Here is an 18,152-nt window from a genome sequence, read left to right on the forward strand (position 1 = left end):
CACGTCGACTCCAATGCGCGTAAGCTTCATGGGTGGACTCCTCTTCGCCAGCGACTGGTTCTAATCGCTTCCAGTCTGGCACTTGATGCCGAAGACGGAGAGGAGTCCATCTCATTGCTTCGGGTCGGAAGCGGACCTTATCGTGCCATCTGGTAGAGAAGGCTGCCTACAAAGCCAGCGGCCAGGCAAATGTTCACGACCACAACCACCCGAAGCGCCTTGACGCGCCCCATCACGGCGACCGGGGCATGGCTTCGAAACAACACCCACGAATTTACCGGCCCAAGGCGATAGAACACCTGATCAAACGGTGGCGTATAGAGCTGGGCGGCATAGCTCGGGTCTGCCTCCACGATGGACTTCCAGAAAGCACCGGCCACAGACATCGTCACCACCCAACTGACGGCCCCCATAAGCCCAAGGATGATTGGAATAGGCATGTCGCACCTCTAGGCTCAATGGCAAGACGGAAAGCTCTTCGTAATGTCTGCTACGGGTCGGAAGCGGACATTAGAGCAGATGCTTTCAGCCCCCTCCCAACCGCGAACCGGGCTTCCGCCTCCTTCAGCCATAGCTGGCACGGGCTTTCGCCCCTGACCAAGCCAGCACCCGCGCCAACCCTATTCTTCAGGCCATTCCGCCCATGGTGCGCCACCGCTTGACACCGGTGTCAATTGCGATACACGCTGATAAAAGGGCCATGGCGCGGGGGCGCACGGGTCCTGGCAATCGACTATTCGGATCGACTGGTGGGGAGACCAACGATGCCGTTTCTGGCAGCCGATATTGGCGGTACGCACGCACGTGTGGCCCTTGTTCGCGCTTTGCGCGACGGCGGCAACGGCGTCGAGACGCTCGCCTATCGCAAGTTCGCCTGTGCGGACTTCCCAAGCCTGCCGGAGCTGTTGCAAGCCTTTGTCGATGCCGCGGCGCAGGCTCCGGTGAAGCACTGTGTGCTCGCTTGCGCGGGCCAGATCATGGGCGACGAGGTGGTGAACGATAACCTCGCCTGGCCCATCCACCTGACGCAGCTGCGTCACGCGCTGGCGCTGGATGAGGTTGCTGTACTCAACGATTTCGAAGCATTGGGCTACGCGCTTGATGGCCCCCTCGTTCATGGCGGTCATCACCTGTGCGGGCCAGCCACGCATGCTGCTGGCCCGACGCTGGTGGTCGGACCGGGTACGGGCCTTGGCGCGGCAGTGCACATTCCCGGCCCTGCCGGCGGCATCGTGCTGGCGACGGAAGCGGGTCAGATGGATTTCGCGCCGAACTCGGTTCGCGAGCGCGCGGTTCTTTCGCAGCTGGCGCCGAATGGCGGCTACGTCGCGTTTGAACACATCGTGTCGGGCCCCGGCCTGCTGACCTTGTACGCAACGCTGTGCGCGCTGGACGGAGCAACGCCAAAGCTGGCGACACCCGAAGCCGTGACCTCGGCGGCCGTCGCGCGCAGCGATGCGCTCGCCGTGGAAGCCGTTGAAGTGTTCTGCGCCACGCTGGGGAGTTTTACCGGCAATCTCGCGATGGCGTTCATGGCGACAGGCGGCGTGTATCTGGCCGGCGGCTTTCTGTCTTCCATCTTCGAACTGCTCAAACACAGCGCTTTCGAAGAACGCTTCCTGCACGGCCGCAGCGCGCGGGCGCTGCTGTCGCAGGTGCCGGTGTGGGTGACGGAGCACGGGCGCCACGGCGTGTACGGTGCGGCCCAGTGGTACCTCAGGCACGGCATGTCCGGAGCAGCGGCGCCGCGTCCGGCCCTGGCCAACGGGTTGGGCACATGAGCCGCAGGGGCGCATCGACATTCTTCCGTGGCCTGGCCATGACCTGGCTGGCGGCTACGAGTACCGCCGTTGCAGCGCCTGCCACCCCTGCATGGTCGTTGCTGCCGCAGCCGGTCAAAGTCAGCCCGGCTGGCACGGGCGCGGCGCACATCGCCGATGGCGCCGCCGTGGCAGTGCATGGTTCGGATAGCCAACACGTTCAGTCGATCGCAGCACAGTTCGTGCAACGTGTGACCGACACCAACGGCCTGCACCTGCACCTGGCCAACACGGACGATGCGCATCCCGCGATCACGTTCGACGTGGATCCCCACGCCGACGTGGCTGGCGACGCTGGCTATCGCATCACGGTGGACGATCGCGGCATCGTGGTCACTGCACGCACGTCGCGCGGCGCGTTCTACGGCAGCGTCACCGTTTGGCAATTGCTGACACCACCGGGCTGGACTCGCGGCGCACCCGTCGAGGTTGCCTATGGCGTCATCGACGATCACCCGCGGTTCGCGTGGCGCGCGCTGCTGCTCGACTCGGGGCGCCATTTCCAGAGCGTGGCCGACATCAAGAAGATGATCGACTGGATGTCGCTGGAAAAGCTCAACGTGTTGCTCTGGCATGTCACCGAAGACCAAGGCTGGCGGCTGGACATTCCCAAATACCCCGAGCTCACCAACATCGGCGCATGCCGCAAGGCCGTGGGGCTCGACAGCGAATTGAGCGGCTCTGCCGACCAGCCCTATTGCGGTTTCTATAACGAAGCCGATGTGCGCGACATCGTGCGTTATGCCGCCGAGCGCTATGTGGATGTGGTGCCGGAAATTGATTTGCCCGGCCATTCGCAGGCCGCCGTCGCCGCGTATCCGTGGCTGGGCGTCACCGGCAAGCGTCCGGCTGTGTGGACCGACTGGGGCGTCAGCCCGTGGCTGCTGAAGCCCGACGAGAAAACCCTGGCATTCGTCGATGACGTGCTCGACGAGGTCATGCGGCTGTTTCCCTCGCGATACATCTCGATAGGCGGCGACGAGGCCGACAAGCAACAGTGGAACGCATCGCCCGAGGTGCGTGCCCGCATGAAGCAGCTGGGCCTGGCGAACATGGATCAGCTGCAGGGCTGGTTCACCCAACAGGTGGCCGCGCATCTCATCAGGCACGGTCGCACGCCGGTGGGCTGGGATGATGAATTGGTTGCCGGCGCGACGCTTCCGACATCAGAGGTTGTGATGTCGTGGCACGGCGACGACAACGAACGCGTGGCACTGACCGCGATCAGGCAAGGCCACAACGTGGTCATGACGCCGCAGGAATCGCTGTACTTCGACCACTATCAGTCCGACCTGCCCGACGAATGGGCGGGCCCAGCGCCCGCAGCTACGTTGCGGCAGGCCTATGACACGATCGTTATTCCGAACGGTGCGAGCGCGGCCGAGGCTCAACGCATCATCGGCGTGCAGGCCGGTCTCTGGACCGAGCAGATGCTTACGTTTGCGCACGACCAGCACGCGGTGTATCCGCGTATCGCAGCGCTATCAGAACTTGGCTGGTCGCCTGCGAGCGCACACGACTGGAACGGATTCGTGCAACGCATGCCGGCAGAACTGGCGCGCTACCGCGCGCTCGGCATCGGGTATGCCGACAGTGCGTTCGCCCCGGTGTTTCATGTCTCGGCGGCGGCCAACGGCGCGTTCCGCGTCGAACTATCCAATCAGGCGGCTTTCGGAACCATTCGATACACGACAGACGGTTCTAGCCCGACCCATCACTCAGCGCCCTATGCGCAGCCGCTGACACTTTCCGGCAAAGCAACGTTGCGAGCCGCCACCTTTGCGCCGGACGGGTCCGAACTCGCCGCGCCACGCACGCGGCTGCTGGACGAAACGACTTTACTTAGCCGCGATGCTAGTGCGCTTGCAACGTGTTCCAAGCAGCCCGCCTCGCGTCTGGATGGCAGCCTGCCAGCAAAGGGCTCGCGGCCGGTTTACTCAGTGGATATCGGTAACGCGTGCTGGCTGTGGCCGCAGGCAACGCTGGATGGCGTCACGCATGTCGTACTGACGGTCGAACGCTTGCCCTGGCGCTTTGGCGACGAAGCCAGGGATGCCGTGGTGCGCCACACCGCCAACACGGCAGGTGAGTTCGAAATTCATGCTGATGCCTGCACCGGTCCGCTGCTTGCCAGCGTGCCGCTGGGGAGCGTGGTGCAAGCAAAGGCACAGGTTCGTCTTGAAGCAAGGGTTGCCATGCCGGTGGGGGCCGGCGTTCGCGATCTGCGCGTCTTCGCTACCGGCGATCCGCGCGATGGCCAGTGGGCGTTGGCGCGGATGACGTTTTTGAAATAAGCGGCACGGGCGCTACGCGTCCCGTGCCGTGGCATCGCATGAAAGTGCCGTGGCCCGCGAGGCCATGGTTGGGGAGTTCGAAGTTTGCATGACCACGGCGTGCGCCATTGAGGCACCGCCGGGCTGTACGTGTTTTTGGAGCACCACGGAGCACCTGACATTCGACAGGCAACACCAACGAGGTTTAAGCCCATGTCCACCGTACATCGCAAGCATCCTTTGTCATTTGCCATCACCGTGTCGCTGCTTGCCGTCGTGTCGACGCCGGTAGCAGCGTCGCCGTTTTTCGATGCCCAGCCGGACGGCCCGGCACCGCAGTCCACCACGGCGCAAACGGCACCTTCGCCCGCGCCTGCGCCTGCGGCACCGTCGTCAGAGGCCAAGCCATCCGGCCCACAGGTCGCCGGCGACGACGCGGAGAAGAATGCGGCTACGTTGTCGGCGGTGAATGTTTCCGGCGTACGTGCGTCGCAGATGCGCGCCATCGACCTGAAGCGCGATGCCGCCAACATCCAGGACAGCATTACGGCGGAGAACATTGGCGCACTGCCTGACACCACCATCACCGACTCGTTGCAGCGCGTCACGGGCGTGCAGATCAACCGCGACGCTGGCGTAGGTACCTCGGTGGACGTGCGCGGCCTGCCCCAGGTCGGCACCATGTTGAATGGCGAAGTGTTTATCACGGCGGACCAGATCGACTCGCAACAGCCTGACTTCACCATGTTGCCGTCCACGCTGTTCCACGGCGTGGACGTGGTCAAATCGTCCACCGCCAACGAGACCGATGGCGGCATCAGCGGCGCCATCAATCTCCATACCTACCGTCCCTGGGATCTCCCGAGCGGATTCACTTACAGCTATTCGGCCAATGGTGAGCGTGGCACCACCACCAACCATTGGGGGCCCGAGGCCAACGGCCTCATCTCGTATAACGACCACGGCCGTTGGGGCTTCCTGGTCTCTGCGGATTACTCCGACACGCGGCGCACGAATGCCAGCGAGGGTCTGGATCAGTACGGCGTTGTGCTGAATGGCGAGAACGCCACCAGCGCGGCCAGCTACAACGGCTTCCTGAGCGCGTGGAACGGCGCGCCCATCCCCTCGCAGATCGTGCAGAACGCCGACGGCAGCGTCGACGTCAACGGCGATGGCAAGTCGAACGGCGTGTTCATGGGCAGCCAGAACATATTCCTCAACGACATCATCACCCAGCGCAAGCGCAAGTCGGGCAATGCCTCGTTCCAGATGGATCTCGGCAACGGCTTCAGTGTGACCAGCGATTATTTTTATTCGCAGCAGCACCAGTACGATCGCAACGTCGGCATCCAGTTCAACTCCACCAACTGGCAGGGCGCCACCTACGTGCCCCTGCAATCGCGCAATACCGGCAGCCCTGCCCTCGGCGCGTACGGCACGCCACAGCCGGGCTGGGAGGGTTCACAGCTTTACACCACGCAGGTGTACGAGAAGTGGCCAGGCGACGTGGAGTCGTACTCGCAGATCATCCAGAAGAGCTCCGTCGCGAAGAACTTCAATCTTCAGCTGGATTACGACAACGGCGGCAATTTCACGGCAAGCCTGCGTGGCATCCATGACACGGCCACCCAATCGAACCAGGAAACCGACGTCAACATTTCCGATTCCGACGGCGCACTGTGGCCCAACGTGCTCAATGACGGCGTCAACGTGCCACCCGGCACGATGGTCTACCCGGCGCAGTTGGGCGGTAATCGCGTGTTCAATGCCAACGGTATTCCGCAGAACACGGTGCCGATCGTTGCCAACTTTGGTGGTCGTTACCTTCAGGTCAGCATGCCTTCGTCGCTGGCGTCCAATTTTTCCAATCCCTACGACTGGACGATGAAAACGCTGGAATCGTCCGGCGACTACGACCGCAAGGTGGCGTTGAACGCGCTGCGTTTTGACGGTCAATACGATTTCCAGGACGGCTTCAAGCTCGAGTTCGGCGTGCGCAACAGCATCCGCGATGCGGACAACAACGGCTGGACGTTGGAAACACCGGTTTATGCGGGCATAGGCGCCAGCGACCCGAACGGATGCCTGGTGCGCTATGTCGGTGCCGACGTGGTGCTGAACAGCGGCGCCTGCACGGCGGGTAACGATCAGGGCTACTTCCGCGCAGGTCCGTTGTCCGCGCTGGCCATGCCCAATACCGCAGGGCCGCTGGCGAACAACTTCAAGCCGTACAGCAATCTGCTTGGCTCGGGCATCAACTTCTGGGCGATTGATCCCAATGCCATGGTCAATCCCGTGTCGTACTGGAAGTCGCTCTACCCCAATACCGTTGAGGTGGGCGAACCGGGTACGACCTGGGCCGTGAAGCTGAAAGAGTTGTCCGGCTATCTGCAAGGCGATTTCAACGGCACGCTCTGGGACATGACGTATAGCGGCAATATTGGCGTACGCCTGATCCACACCAATCTCAGCGTTACCCAGCACCTGACCGGTGCTCCGGGTTCGTATGGCGACGAGCCCGCCGACCTGGGCACCTCTTTGACGAAGCGCAGCTATCAGGACGCGCTGCCGTCAGCCAATTTCTCGCTGAATATCACCGACAGCCTGAAATTCCGCCTGGCCTATTCCAAGAACATGATGCCGCTCGACCTCAGTACCTGGGCGGGTGGCCTGCAGCTGAACTACTCGCTGATGGAAACGCCGCAGGGGCCGATCTTCCGCGTCTCCAATGGCACCTCGACCGGTAACCCTAACCTCAACCCGTGGCGTTCCACCAACTACGGTGCGTCGCTGGAGTACTACATCAACCCCACCAGCATGCTCAGCCTCGCGCTGTTTCGCATCAACGTGGATAGCTTCATCAAGAACGGCAGCGTGACCAACTGCACCCTGCCTGACGAAGACGGCGTGGTTCGCAATCACTGCATCGTGATCACCCAGCCCGTGCAAGGCACTGGCAACAGCATCCATGGTGCGGAGTTCGATTACCGCCAGGGCTTCACTTTCCTGCCGGGCATTCTGTCCAAGACGGGTATCGAGTTGAACGGCACGTACGCGCCCAGCAACTCGGGCGAGACGGATTTGTCCGGCAGCAAGATCCCCTTCCAGGACAACTCCACCAAGTCCGGCAACCTGATCCTTTGGTATCAGGATGACCACTTCCAGGCGCGCGTCGCCTACAACTACCGCTCGCGGCGAGCCGTGATGGACAGCGTGGGCGGCATCACGGGCATGGAGATGTACGAAGCGCCGCAGAAGTACCTCGATGCGTCGATCTCGTACAAGTTCAACAAGTACGCCGAAGTGTTCCTCGACGGCACCAACCTCACCAACGAGTACCAGAAGTACTACCTGGTGTGGCCCGACCAGCCTGCGCACTCGACGTTTTCCGAGCGCATGTTCATGCTCGGCGTACGCGGCCAGTGGTAACCGGAGCGGCTCCCTCACTGCCCCGGGCCTGACGGTAGCTCCATGCTCGCTTTTCGCGGGCATGGGGCCGCCACCAGGCGAGCCGAGTCGAAAGTCATAGCATCGTCCTTCGGGGCAGCGTCATCGCCCTCGTTCGCCACTCATCACGACAAGGCAAGCATGCAGGATTCCACCGCGCACTCGTCCGTTCGCGACAACGCCTTCCACCGTTCCATTGGCCTGTTCTCGGGAACCGCGATCAACATGACGCAGATGTGCGGCATCGGGCCGTTCATCACTATTCCCATCATGGTCGCTGCCATGGGCGGACCGCAGGCGGTCATTGGCTGGATCGCCGGCGCCATCCTGGCCATGGCCGACGGCCTGGTCTGGGCTGAACTCGGCGCGGCCATGCCGGGTTCCGGCGGAACCTATGTGTACCTGCGCGAGGCGTTTCAGTACCGCACCGGCAAGCTGATGCCGTTCCTGTTTATCTGGACGATGCTGCTGGCGATTCCCTTGCTGATGTCCACCGGCATCATCGGCATGGTGGAATATCTGGAGTTTTTCTTTCCCAACCTGGGCTGGTGGCCGGTGCATATCATCGGCCTGGCAGCGACCGCGCTTGTCACGTGGATGCTGTACCGGCGCATTGAATCGGTTCGCGCCATCACCATCGCGCTGTGGGTGATCATGCTGGTATCCGTCATTGGCGTGGCGGCGGCGGGCTTCACACACTTCCATGCGGAGTTCGCCTTTACCTACCCTGCCGGCGCATTCGGCAGCAAGTTTTTCATGGGGCTGGGCGCCGGGCTGATCATCGGCATTTACGATTATCTCGGCTACAACACCACCGCCTATATCGGCGACGAGTTGCGCGACCCGGGCCGAACCATGCCCGGCTCCATCATCGTGTCGGTGATCGCGATGATGTTTGTCTACCTTCTGCTCAACATCAGCGTGCTTGGCGTGGCGCCGTGGCAGGAGATCGCGCAGTCAAAATCGGTGGCGTCGCTGGTGGTGGAAAGAAGCTGGGGGCATATGGCCGCGGCCATCATGACCCTGCTCATCATCGTGACCGCGTTCGCCTCGGTGTTCACCGGCCTGCTGGGTGGTTCGCGCGTGCCCTTTCAGGCAGCGCAGGAGAAAGTGTTTCTCTCCGTGTTCGGACGCCTGCACGCCAGGCACGGCTTCCCGCATGTGGCGCTGCTGACGATGGGCGTGGTCACTGGCATCGGCACGTTCTTTGATCTCACCGACGTCATCAACATGCTGCTGGCCGCGACCATCATTGTGCAGTCCATCGCGCAGATTGCCGCGCTGGTGGTGCTGCGCAAACGCCAGCCGGATCTCGAGCGGCCGTACAAGCAATGGCTCTACCCGGTGCCCTGCGTGATTGCGCTGGTGGGGTGGATCTATGTGTATGTGTCGGCCTCCACGTTGTCGTTGATTTTGTCCGGCATCTGGATTGCCGCTGGCCTCATCGTGTTTGCGATCTGGGCGAGACTCAACCAGTCCTGGCCGTTTGCACCCGTTGAAATACGCGAAACCTATCTTGGGAAGCACTGACGCCATGCACACTCCAGCCAGGCACGCGCTTTGGATCTTGGCCACGATGGCGATATCGGCCACGCCAATGGCGCTCGCCGAGAAGGCCAACGCCCCGGTCCAGGTAACCGGTGGCGCCGGCTCCACCACCGCCATCAGTCAGTGGCATATTCAGGACAGCGCGAAAGCGCAGCAGGATGGCGCGGAGATCTCTTCGGCGGGCTTCGCCATGAAAGAGTGGTATCCGGTCAGTGGCCGCGCGACTGTCATGGCCGGACTGCTGGAGAACGGCGCGTTCAAGAATGACGTCTTCTACAGCGACAACCTGCGTGCGGTGCAGGTCCCAGAAGCCAGCGGCAACCTGTTCGTGACGCCATGGTGGTACCGCGCTCAGTTCACGCTGTCAAAAAGCGCAACGGGGTTGCACACGCTGGTGCGCACCAACGGCATCATCGCTAGTGCCGACCTGTGGGTGAACGGGCATCAGGTGGCCGATCACAGCGATATCGCCGGCGCTTATCCCGTGCACGAGCTGGACGTGACGCGCTGGGTGCACGCGGGCGCAAACGTCCTCGCCATGCGCGTGCATCCGGCGGATCCCAGAAAGAGCCTGTCCATTGGCTGGGTCGACTGGAACCCTACGCCGCCCGACAACAACATGGGTCCGTGGCGCGGCGTCGATATCGTGCAGACCGGGCCTGTCGCGCTGAACTTTCCTCAGGTGGAGTCAACGCTGCCACTACCCGATCTCTCACGCGCCACGCTGGCGGTGACAGTGACAGCAAGGAATGTCGACACGGTGGCGCATGACGCGACGATCACCGGCACTGTGGCCGGCGCTCCGCTGCAACAAACCGTCCACCTCGCGCCGGGACAGACGCAGGTCGTTTCGTTCTCACCCGATACCACCCCGGGCCTCGCACTGGATCACCCTAAGATCTGGTGGCCGGTCGGCATGGGGGACCATCCGCTGTATCAGCTCGAGATGACCGCCACCGTCGATGGCGCACCATCGGACCGCGCCAATGCAACGTTTGGCATACGCAGCGTCAGTTCGAGCCTGACCAGGCAGGGCTACCGCCAGTTCTTCATCAATGGGAAACCCGTGCTGATCCGCGGTGCGGGTTGGGCGCCTGACATGTTTCTGCGCGATGATCCCGCGCGCATGGAAGCTGAGATCAGCTATGTCCTCAACCTCGGCCTCAACACCATTCGCAGCGAAGGCAAGCTGGAAAATCAGCACTTTTATGACCTCGCCGACCGCAACGGCATCCTGATACTGGCCGGCTGGGAGTGTTGCGATAAATGGGAGTCGGCCGCCAAGACCGGCGGCGAGCCCTGGAATGATGCGGACATGAAAGTGGCCGAAGACTCCATGGCCAGTGAAGCACGCCTGCTTCGCAACCATCCTTCCGTGATCGGCTTTCTGATCGGTAGCGATAACGCGCCGCCGCCGGCTATCGCGAAGATGTACGTCGACACGCTGCGCGCTGCCCATTGGACGTTGCCGATCATCGCGGCAGCCGTGCCACAGGGTACCGCCGAAACCGGCCCTTCCGGCATGAAGATGGCCGGGCCCTACGACTGGATACCACCTGCCTACTGGTACGCCGACAAGCTGGGCGGCGCATTCGGCTTCGACTCCGAAGTCAGCGCCGGCGCTGACATTCCTCGCATGGAAGACCTGCAGCGCATGCTGTCGCCGCAGGAGCAGGAAGCACTGTGGAAATACCCGGAGGCCAGGCAATACCACGCATCCGCAGACTGGTCGACGTTCGCTGTACTCACGCCGTTCGACAAGGCACTGGCCCAACGTTACGGCGCACCCACAAGCCTTGCCGACTATGTGGCCAAGGCCCAGCTCGACAACTACGACAACGTGCGCGCGCAGTTCGAAGCGTTCAACGCACGCATGGATGCGGCCAAGCCGGCGACCGGCGTGATCTACTGGATGCTCAACAACGCATGGCCCTCGCTGCACTGGCATCTGTACGACTACTACATGAATCCTGCCGGTGCCTACTTCGGCGCAAAGAAAGCCAACGAGCCGGTACACATCCAGTACTCGTACGACTCGAAGGACATCGTGGTGGTCAACCACACGCTAGATGACGCGCATGGCCTGCAGGCGGCCATCCGCGTACGCAATCTGGATGGCAGCGTGCGTTACGAGAAGCACCTGCCGGGCATCGACGTGGCGGGAAACCACACGCGGCAACTGGCGGCGCTGCCAGCCATCGCGGGCCTGTCTTCTACGTACTTCGTCGAGCTGGACCTCGCCTCTTCCGATGGCAAGCCGGTCAGCCGTAATGTCTACTGGTTGTCCACCCGGACGGATGTTATCGACTGGGCGAAATCGAACTGGTACCTCACGCCGGTCACGCAGTACGGCGACCTGACTGCACTGAAGTCCTTGCCGGCGGCGACGAGCGAGATCCACGCGACGACGCGGCGCGAAGGCAGTGACGACATCACCACCGTCACGCTGTCTGTCCCTTCAACATCCAAAGCGGTAGCTCTATTCCAGCATGTGTCGATCAGGCGCGGTGCGCACGGCGATCTTGCGCTGCCGATACGGTGGAATGACAATGACGTCACGCTTTGGCCTGGTGAGTCGATGGTCCTGACCGCGCGGTACGCATCGAAGGGAACGGCCGGCGCTGTCGTCGAGGTGAGTGGGTGGAACGTTCCAACACAGAGCGTTTCAGCCACCGCCACGCAGGAAACAAAACACTGAACATGTGCAGGCCCTCATGGCACGCGTGACCATCAACGATGTCGCCCGTGCCTCGGGCACCTCGAAAAAGACCGTATCCCGCGTGCTCAATAACGAGCCGAACGTTCGCGACGCCGTGCGGGACCGTGTACATGCCGCCGTTGCGGCACTCAATTACCGGCCGCTCACCTCGGCGCGCAGCCTGGCGGCGAATCGTTCTTTCCTGATCGGCCTGCTGTACGACAACTTGTCGCCCAGCTACATCATGGAGGTACAGGCAGGCGTGCTTGAAGCATGCGAGGCCGCGCAATACAGCATGATGGTGCAGCCGCTGGCTTCGACCGCGCCGGACTTTGTCGAGCGTGTTGAGAGCATTCTCTCGCGGCACCAGCCGGATGGGCTGATTCTTACGCCTCCTATTACCGACCATCCGCAACTGCTGGACTACCTGCGCGAGAGCGGCCTTCCGTTTGCCTCCATCGCTCCTCGTCAGCCCAAGGGCTGCATCGGCGTGATGGTGCCCGAGCGCGAAGCCGCCGCGGCGATGGTGGAACACCTTGCATCGCTGGGCCATCGCCGGATCGCCCACATCATTGGCGATCCCAAGCACGGTGCAGGCGTCTGGCGTCTGGCTGGTTACCGCGATGGCCTGAAGCGCGCGGGATTGAAGGAAAACCCCGCGTACATGGTGCAGGGCCGCTTTTCCTTCGAGTCCGGCGTGGCCGCAGCGCGCCAGCTGTTTGCACTGAAGTCCCGGCCAACGGCGATTTTCGCGGCGGACGACGACATGGCCGTTGGCGCGATCTGGGCGGCCGCTGAAGCAGGGGTATCGGTGCCCGGCGACATCTCCATTTGTGGCTTCGACGACACCACCATTGCCACGCAGGTATGGCCGCCGCTGACCACGGTCCACCAACCCGTGCGCGAAATGGGCAAGCGCGCCACCGAAGAACTTTTGCTTCGCGTGAAAGGAAAAGGCGAAGCCAGCATGGTCGAACTTTGCTACGAAATGCGCATGCGCGCATCGACGGCACCTGCACCCTGAACCACACGCCACCCTGCAGCCCACGCTACTGATCGAGAGGAGCACCCGCATGCCTGCCACGCCCGATGCCAGCAACCCGCCACGGAAGTTTCATTTCATTTCCGGGCTGCCGCGCTCCGGCACCACGCTGCTGGCTGCCATCCTCAACCAGAATCCGTGCTTTCGCGCAGGCATGACGAGTCCACTTGCCGACATCATGGGCGTGGTCATGGCCGAGGCGAGCAGTAAGAACGATTTTTCGTTCGATGTCTCCGACGAGCAGCGCATCGCTGTGTTGCGCGGGCTGGTCGAGAACTTCTACTCCGTGCAGGCGGACGCCGGTGTCGTGTTCGACACCAGCCGGCTGTGGTGTAGCCGCATGCAGTTGCTCAACACGCTGTTCCCTGGCGTGAAGGTCATTGCGTGCGTGCGTCAACTGGCCTGGGTGCTGGACAGCATGGAGCGGCTGGTGCAAAAACAACCGGTGAGTGTCAGCAAAGTGTTCCGCTTCGACACCAACACCACCGTGTATTCACGCATTGAGGCGTTGACCGATCCCCGCGGCATGGTGGGCTTCGCCTATCAGGCCACCAAGGAAGCTTTTTACGGCCAGTACGCGCAGAACCACCTGCTGATGCTGACTTACGAAAACCTGGTGCGCGATCCGGCGACCGCCATCCGTGCGGTTTATAAGTTTCTCGGCGAACCCTGGTTTGAGCACGATTTCGACCACATCGAATACACCGCGGACGAGTTCGATGCCCGCGTCGGCATGCCCGGCCTGCATGCCGTTCGGCCGAAAGTGGAAGCCATCGAACGCCAGCCCGTCCTGCCGCGCGAGATCTTTGGCCGCTTCGCGAATGAAGCGTTCTGGATGGATCCCAAGAACAACGTTAACCAGGTACCTATCGTGTAAGTGCGCGTCACTGCTGCAAGCAACGCGCATGGCTCCGGCATTCAGGGCCGGGGTGGCGTGATATAGGTCAGGACCCTGAATCGTTTCGGTTTCGGAAGAGCTTTTCACGACTCGACACGCGACCTGGGAGCATTCCATGAAGATCGAGATCTTTGCCATTCTGGTGTTTGCCGCATGGCTTATATCCGAACCATTGATTCTCCGCACCGCTCACGATCGAAGCGGCTCGAATGTGGACCGCCGCTCCCTGATCATTCTGGTCACGAGCAATTCGCTTTTGCCGTGGATTTCCATCGCACTCTATCTGCTTGGCATTGGCAACATCGCTTTGGATCCGATGCTTAAAGTCACGGGCGTGATCCTGATGCTCGCGGGCTTCGGCATTCGCTGGGCAGGCATGTGGACGCTGAGAAAGTTCTTCTCGGCAAACGTCGCCGTGCAGAGCGATCATCGCTTGGTGCTCGATGGCCCTTATCGCATGGTTCGCCATCCGGGCTACTTTGGCGGGTGGCTGGCTTTCGCAGGCCTGGGCCTGGCGCTGGGGAATGGGATAGCAATGTTTTGCCTGACCTTCCTGACGGTGCCGGCGTTCCTCTATCGAATCCATGTCGAGGAGCAAGCCCTCAACGGCGCGTTTCCCGACTATGCCGCCTATGCGCTACGCGTCAAACGATTCATCCCTTTTGTCTGGTAACGGGACATAGCCCGCTCTGTGGCGCAGGGGTCATCGCCCGGCTCCCATTTGCTGGCCGCCTCAGGGGACGTCTCTGCCGCCCTCTCCGTTTAAGGGCACAGCCAGCGCTTTGGCCATTTCAGTCGTGCCGTTCCAGCCCAGGCCCTGATAGAGCGGCCGGCCTTTTTGCGTGGCGTGCAAGACGGCATAGCCAACCCCTCGCCTGACGAACTCATCGTCCGCGAGCTTCATCAGCTCACGGGCTAATCCGCGCTTTCGATAAGCGGGCTCGACAAAGACATTCAGGACATAGCCGCGCTTATCCGACGCCGGATGTTCGGGGTGTGGCGGCCACTCGATCAGCATCAGGCCGATGCCCGCCACGGGTGCGCCATCGTCGAGCATCACAAAGCCAAAATACGATCCATCCTGCAGGCGCGGCCTGACCCATTCGCGGAAATGCGTGGTCATGGGACTCAGCACATCGTCGCTTCGTCCCGCATCCCGAAACATTTCTTCGCGATGACGGCAAACCAGTTCCAGGTCGTGAGCGCCGAGTGTTCTTATGTCCATGTGATTCCAATCCGAAGAGGGATACGCCTGGCAAGCCATCGGGCAAGGATTGGCGGCGTCAACACAACGCGCATGAGCTATTCGCCGTGAGCCAATACCATCAGCGCGGCACGCGTTTGCTTTTCTGCCTCCGCCGGATGCCATGAAGCGATTTCAGTCAGCGTATGGCTACGCATAAGGATGCGGATGGTGTGCAGCCCCAGCCAGTAACCCGAGCGATTGGGCAGGTCGGCTTGATACGGCTTATTGCCACCCTCAAACCAGCGCGCAAAGGTGTCTGACGTCTTGTGCTTGACCGGATCGATGGTGAGCACATCGGCATCGATCAAGAAGCGCCGCGCAGAGTCAGGCAGCTTCGCGTCGGGCAACGCACCGAGATCGTTCTGAAGAAGGTACTCGCCATCGGTGTGACCGGGCGACACCACGGTGCTGACGTACGTCGCCAGACCCTCTTCATACAGCGGCAACAGCAAATGCGTGTCGGGCATGACGCCATCATTCGTGATGCCGGCGTGCTCGGCGTCCCAGAGATGGAAGAGTTCGTGCGGCAACACGATATCCAGCGAGGCCTTCTCCAGCAGCAGGGAGTCGACTGCCAGCGCGAGCACCGGATCGCCATTCGGCATCACGCCGCTTTTGGCGTCGAAATGCGGGGCAAGCACCACCACCGCCCGCGGCTGACCGGACGAACCGAAGTACTGGGCAAATCGTTTTGCCTGTACGTTCAGAGCCGCATCGATATCACGAACGCCTTTCGGTATATCCCCGCTGATGCTCCGGTACTGGTCAAAGCGGACCTTCAGCGAGGCGTCTTTCTGCCGTTTCCAGTCGGGATAGTTGCGCACCTCCCATACCACCGACTGATAAAGGTCCTGGCGGGGTGCTTCAATGAACTTGTCCCAGAGCGCTTCCTGCTCGGCGAACGGCTTGTCCTTCGCCGCTTGCCAGAATGTTGTGAACGACTGCTCGATGGGTGGCGTGGTTTGGCCCTGCGGGGCACCTGCCATCGCGGGCGCACTGACCACCAGTGCCATCGCAGCCATACGTGACCAGATCGACATCGACGCCACCTTTTTCATGGGCTTCCCGACGAATGCGTAATTGGACGTCCGTGCACCTATCCGCGCTTTCTCAGCGGATCGAGCAGCGGCTTCAAACCGTTATGGTCGATCTCGAGGGCCAACGCGAGCAACTTCCCCAGCTCGCCCGGCGGAAAGCCTTTGCGCGCATACCAGGCAAGGTAAGCGCCGGGCAGATCGGCAAGGAGACGGCCCTGGTACTTGCCATAGGGCATGGTCATGGTGACCAGCCGCAACAGGTCTTCCGATTTCACCGCGCAAACCGCCACATGTCATGGGCCTGAAGCGTGGCTTTCTGTTGGCTGACCTTTTCCATGCGTGCTCCCGAATGAACCCTGTTGCTTCCTGGCCCGCCCTGGGCAGAAAGCGGACATTACACCCGATTCGCATGCGCCGCATAAAGGAACGCGGCGCCGCTGCGCTGCAAACCGTTCGCCCGGAAGTGAACCCGACCCCGCATTGGTTTATCGTGACACCGCTCGCATGCCCTGAACCGCGACGCCGCAACGGAACTGGCTGACGACTCTTACTTCCCGCAAGGACTGCCATGCCTCACCCGCCTATCGGAAAGCTGCTTCGTGAATGGCGGGCCCTGCGCGGCATCAGCCAGTTCGATCTGGCGCTCAAGACAGATGTGTCGCCCCGGCACCTCAGCTACATCGAAACCGGTAAGGCTCAGGCAAGCCGCAACGTGCTCCATCGTCTTGCCGATGTGCTCGTCATGCCGCTGCGTGAGCGCAACACGCTGATGATGGCGGCGGGATACGCCCCGCAGTATCCGGAAACCACGTGGGAAGCAGAGTCACTGGAGATGATGCGGCGGGCCGTCGACCTGATCATCACCCACCAGGAGCCTTACCCGGCGTTTGTACTTAACCGGTGCTGGGATGTGCTGATGGTCAACGACGCAGCAGTGCGCATCAATCAGCTGATCATGCACGGGCGGCCGAGCAAGCACGGCAACATTTTGCGGCAGGTGTTCGATCCGGAGGATGTGCGCGCGGCTATCGTGAACTGGGAGGAAGTGGCGGAGAAGTTCATTCTGCTGCTGCACCAGGAAATCGCCGCCTCGCCGAACGATGACAAGGCGCAGGCGCTGCTTGACGAAGTGCTGCACTTTCCCGGTGTCCCCAAGCGGTGGCGGCAGCGCGATATCAACAGCACGCCTTCGCCGATTCTCACCATGACCTTTCAGACCAGCATGGGTCATCTGAGCTTCTTTGAAACCATCACGACATTCGCCACGCCGCGCAACGTGACCCTCGATGACATACGCATCGACTGTGCCTTTCCTGCAGACGGCCACACCGCCGCGGTCTGCGCGAAGCTGGCGGAGCAGGCCTCGCGCAAACTGGGCTGACGCCTCGCCTTGGCGAAGGCCAGCTATCGTTGGGACCTCGCCACTCAGCTCTCGCGCGTGTATTCCAGCCTGACGGCCAACGCTTCGCCCGCGCCGTGATCTTCGTAGTACTCGTACGTGAAGTGGTTGTTGTCGATGACGCGCAGCACTTCGCGTAACGGTATTTTTGCTCCGGCCCTGGACGCGTCGGCCATGGAGCCCTTGAAGGTATAGGTGCTGGTTGCGGTGTCGAATCCGCCTTGCGCGAGTACCAGCCCAGTGAAGTTCACATCCATCCAGGTGCTGAAGTATTCGCTCGTGGCGTTGTCGTAGCCGATATAGCCGAGCCCGTCGAAGGGTTTGTCCGGCGAGTCGATATGCAGATCCTGCCGAAGGTGACGCCCGTTCAGGACCATGCTGAGCGTGGCGCTGCCATGGTCGATGCGAGGCTGTTCACCCGGCTTCATCCACAGCGATTGCTTCACGGTCCAGCGTCCGGCCATGGACGCGAGCCTCGCGTGCTGCGGGTCGGGTTGCTCGTTGCTTGCGGGGGCGGTTGGCGGCTTTGCATTCGGAACGTCCGCTGCCAGGCAGGCGGCCGACGCCGTCATCAGCGTGAAGCCAAGGAATAAAGCGCGTACAGGTGACATGCGTGTTTCCGCCTCTACGGTTTGAGATGCCAGGAGCTTGCAGGCGGGCGAGAAGTGCATCAATAACCTCGGAGGTAAAGAAGGGGCCTTCCCCGGCGGTCTTTCCTTGGCGCTACCGATCGGCGGGTAGTGA

At 61.9% G+C, this 18,152-nt stretch carries 14 protein-coding genes; 9 read left to right on the top strand and 5 right to left on the bottom strand.

What is annotated here, in order from left to right; all coding sequences use genetic code 11:
- Positions 1-137: 137 nt before the first annotated feature.
- Positions 138-440, bottom strand: coding sequence for a hypothetical protein (locus OQE56_RS14160; protein WP_267225285.1), 303 nt, complete (start codon positions 438-440; stop codon positions 138-140).
- Positions 441-764: 324 nt separating this feature from the next.
- Between OQE56_RS14160 and OQE56_RS14165 the strand changes: the two genes are divergently transcribed.
- From OQE56_RS14165 to OQE56_RS14200, 8 genes are all read left to right on the top strand, one after another.
- On the top strand, positions 765-1,781 hold the full coding sequence (locus OQE56_RS14165; RefSeq protein WP_267225286.1) for a glucokinase: 1,017 nt from the start codon (positions 765-767) through the stop codon (positions 1,779-1,781).
- Positions 1,778-4,114, top strand: a complete 2,337-nt coding sequence (locus tag OQE56_RS14170) for a beta-N-acetylhexosaminidase (protein WP_267225287.1) — start codon at positions 1,778-1,780, stop codon at positions 4,112-4,114. The genes OQE56_RS14165 and OQE56_RS14170 overlap by 4 nt, the downstream gene beginning before the upstream one ends.
- 192 nt (positions 4,115-4,306) lie before the next feature.
- Entirely contained in the window at positions 4,307-7,522 is a 3,216-nt protein-coding gene (locus OQE56_RS14175; protein WP_267225288.1) for a TonB-dependent receptor, read from the top strand.
- 159 nt (positions 7,523-7,681) lie between these two features.
- The gene (locus OQE56_RS14180) at positions 7,682-9,070 is read left to right on the top strand and encodes an APC family permease (RefSeq protein ID WP_267225289.1); all 1,389 of its coding nucleotides are present in this window, start codon (positions 7,682-7,684) and stop codon (positions 9,068-9,070) included.
- Positions 9,071-9,116: 46 nt separating this feature from the next.
- Positions 9,117-11,786, top strand: a complete 2,670-nt coding sequence (locus tag OQE56_RS14185) for a glycoside hydrolase family 2 protein (RefSeq protein ID WP_267225290.1) — start codon at positions 9,117-9,119, stop codon at positions 11,784-11,786.
- Between the two features lie 16 nt (positions 11,787-11,802).
- Positions 11,803-12,810: a LacI family DNA-binding transcriptional regulator gene (locus OQE56_RS14190; protein ID WP_267225291.1), complete on the top strand. Its 1,008-nt coding sequence runs from the start codon at positions 11,803-11,805 to the stop codon at positions 12,808-12,810.
- Positions 12,811-12,859: 49 nt separating this feature from the next.
- Positions 12,860-13,705 carry a sulfotransferase family protein gene (locus OQE56_RS14195; RefSeq protein ID WP_267225292.1) on the top strand — a complete coding sequence of 282 codons (846 nt, stop codon included), beginning with the start codon at positions 12,860-12,862 and terminating at the stop codon, positions 13,703-13,705.
- Positions 13,706-13,841: 136 nt separating this feature from the next.
- Positions 13,842-14,399 carry a methyltransferase family protein gene (locus OQE56_RS14200; RefSeq protein ID WP_267225293.1) on the top strand — a complete coding sequence of 186 codons (558 nt, stop codon included), beginning with the start codon at positions 13,842-13,844 and terminating at the stop codon, positions 14,397-14,399.
- Positions 14,400-14,459: 60 nt separating this feature from the next.
- On the opposite strand, the gene OQE56_RS14205 is transcribed toward OQE56_RS14200, so the two are convergent.
- From OQE56_RS14205 to OQE56_RS14215, 3 genes are read right to left on the bottom strand one after another with little or no spacing between them, the layout of a single operon-like run.
- Entirely contained in the window at positions 14,460-15,095 is a 636-nt protein-coding gene (locus OQE56_RS14205; protein ID WP_323748585.1) for a GNAT family N-acetyltransferase, read from the bottom strand.
- Positions 15,029-16,012 carry a hypothetical protein gene (locus tag OQE56_RS14210; RefSeq protein WP_267225294.1) on the bottom strand — a complete coding sequence of 328 codons (984 nt, stop codon included), beginning with the start codon at positions 16,010-16,012 and terminating at the stop codon, positions 15,029-15,031. Before OQE56_RS14210 ends, OQE56_RS14205 begins: the two co-directional genes overlap by 67 nt.
- Before the next feature lie 56 nt (positions 16,013-16,068).
- Positions 16,069-16,284, bottom strand: a complete 216-nt coding sequence (locus tag OQE56_RS14215) for a DUF3820 family protein (protein WP_267225295.1) — start codon at positions 16,282-16,284, stop codon at positions 16,069-16,071.
- Positions 16,285-16,577: 293 nt separating this feature from the next.
- On the opposite strand from OQE56_RS14215, the gene OQE56_RS14220 reads away from it, so the two are divergent.
- Positions 16,578-17,390: a helix-turn-helix domain-containing protein gene (locus OQE56_RS14220; protein WP_267225296.1), complete on the top strand. Its 813-nt coding sequence runs from the start codon at positions 16,578-16,580 to the stop codon at positions 17,388-17,390.
- Between the two features lie 44 nt (positions 17,391-17,434).
- On the opposite strand, the gene OQE56_RS14225 is transcribed toward OQE56_RS14220, so the two are convergent.
- The gene (locus OQE56_RS14225) at positions 17,435-18,019 is read right to left on the bottom strand and encodes a DUF1579 family protein (protein WP_267225297.1); all 585 of its coding nucleotides are present in this window, start codon (positions 18,017-18,019) and stop codon (positions 17,435-17,437) included.
- Positions 18,020-18,152: the final 133 nt, after the last annotated feature.

It is taken from the genome of Dyella silvae (genome assembly GCF_026421305.1).
GTDB classification, from domain to species: domain Bacteria; phylum Pseudomonadota; class Gammaproteobacteria; order Xanthomonadales; family Rhodanobacteraceae; genus Dyella; species Dyella silvae.

Coding starts and splice junctions, on each gene's coding strand:
- OQE56_RS14210 (WP_267225294.1), bottom strand. CDS start 16,012: ATGTCGATCTGGTCACGTATGGCTGCGATGGCACTGGTGGTCAGTGCG.
- OQE56_RS14200 (WP_267225293.1), top strand. CDS start 13,842: ATGAAGATCGAGATCTTTGCCATTCTGGTGTTTGCCGCATGGCTTATA.
- OQE56_RS14205 (WP_323748585.1), bottom strand. CDS start 15,095: ATGGCATCCGGCGGAGGCAGAAAAGCAAACGCGTGCCGCGCTGATGGT.
- OQE56_RS14185 (WP_267225290.1), top strand. CDS start 9,117: ATGGCGATATCGGCCACGCCAATGGCGCTCGCCGAGAAGGCCAACGCC.
- OQE56_RS14175 (WP_267225288.1), top strand. CDS start 4,307: ATGTCCACCGTACATCGCAAGCATCCTTTGTCATTTGCCATCACCGTG.
- OQE56_RS14225 (WP_267225297.1), bottom strand. CDS start 18,019: ATGTCACCTGTACGCGCTTTATTCCTTGGCTTCACGCTGATGACGGCG.
- OQE56_RS14160 (WP_267225285.1), bottom strand. CDS start 440: ATGCCTATTCCAATCATCCTTGGGCTTATGGGGGCCGTCAGTTGGGTG.
- OQE56_RS14190 (WP_267225291.1), top strand. CDS start 11,803: ATGGCACGCGTGACCATCAACGATGTCGCCCGTGCCTCGGGCACCTCG.
- OQE56_RS14195 (WP_267225292.1), top strand. CDS start 12,860: ATGCCTGCCACGCCCGATGCCAGCAACCCGCCACGGAAGTTTCATTTC.
- OQE56_RS14220 (WP_267225296.1), top strand. CDS start 16,578: ATGCCTCACCCGCCTATCGGAAAGCTGCTTCGTGAATGGCGGGCCCTG.
- OQE56_RS14165 (WP_267225286.1), top strand. CDS start 765: ATGCCGTTTCTGGCAGCCGATATTGGCGGTACGCACGCACGTGTGGCC.
- OQE56_RS14180 (WP_267225289.1), top strand. CDS start 7,682: ATGCAGGATTCCACCGCGCACTCGTCCGTTCGCGACAACGCCTTCCAC.
- OQE56_RS14170 (WP_267225287.1), top strand. CDS start 1,778: ATGAGCCGCAGGGGCGCATCGACATTCTTCCGTGGCCTGGCCATGACC.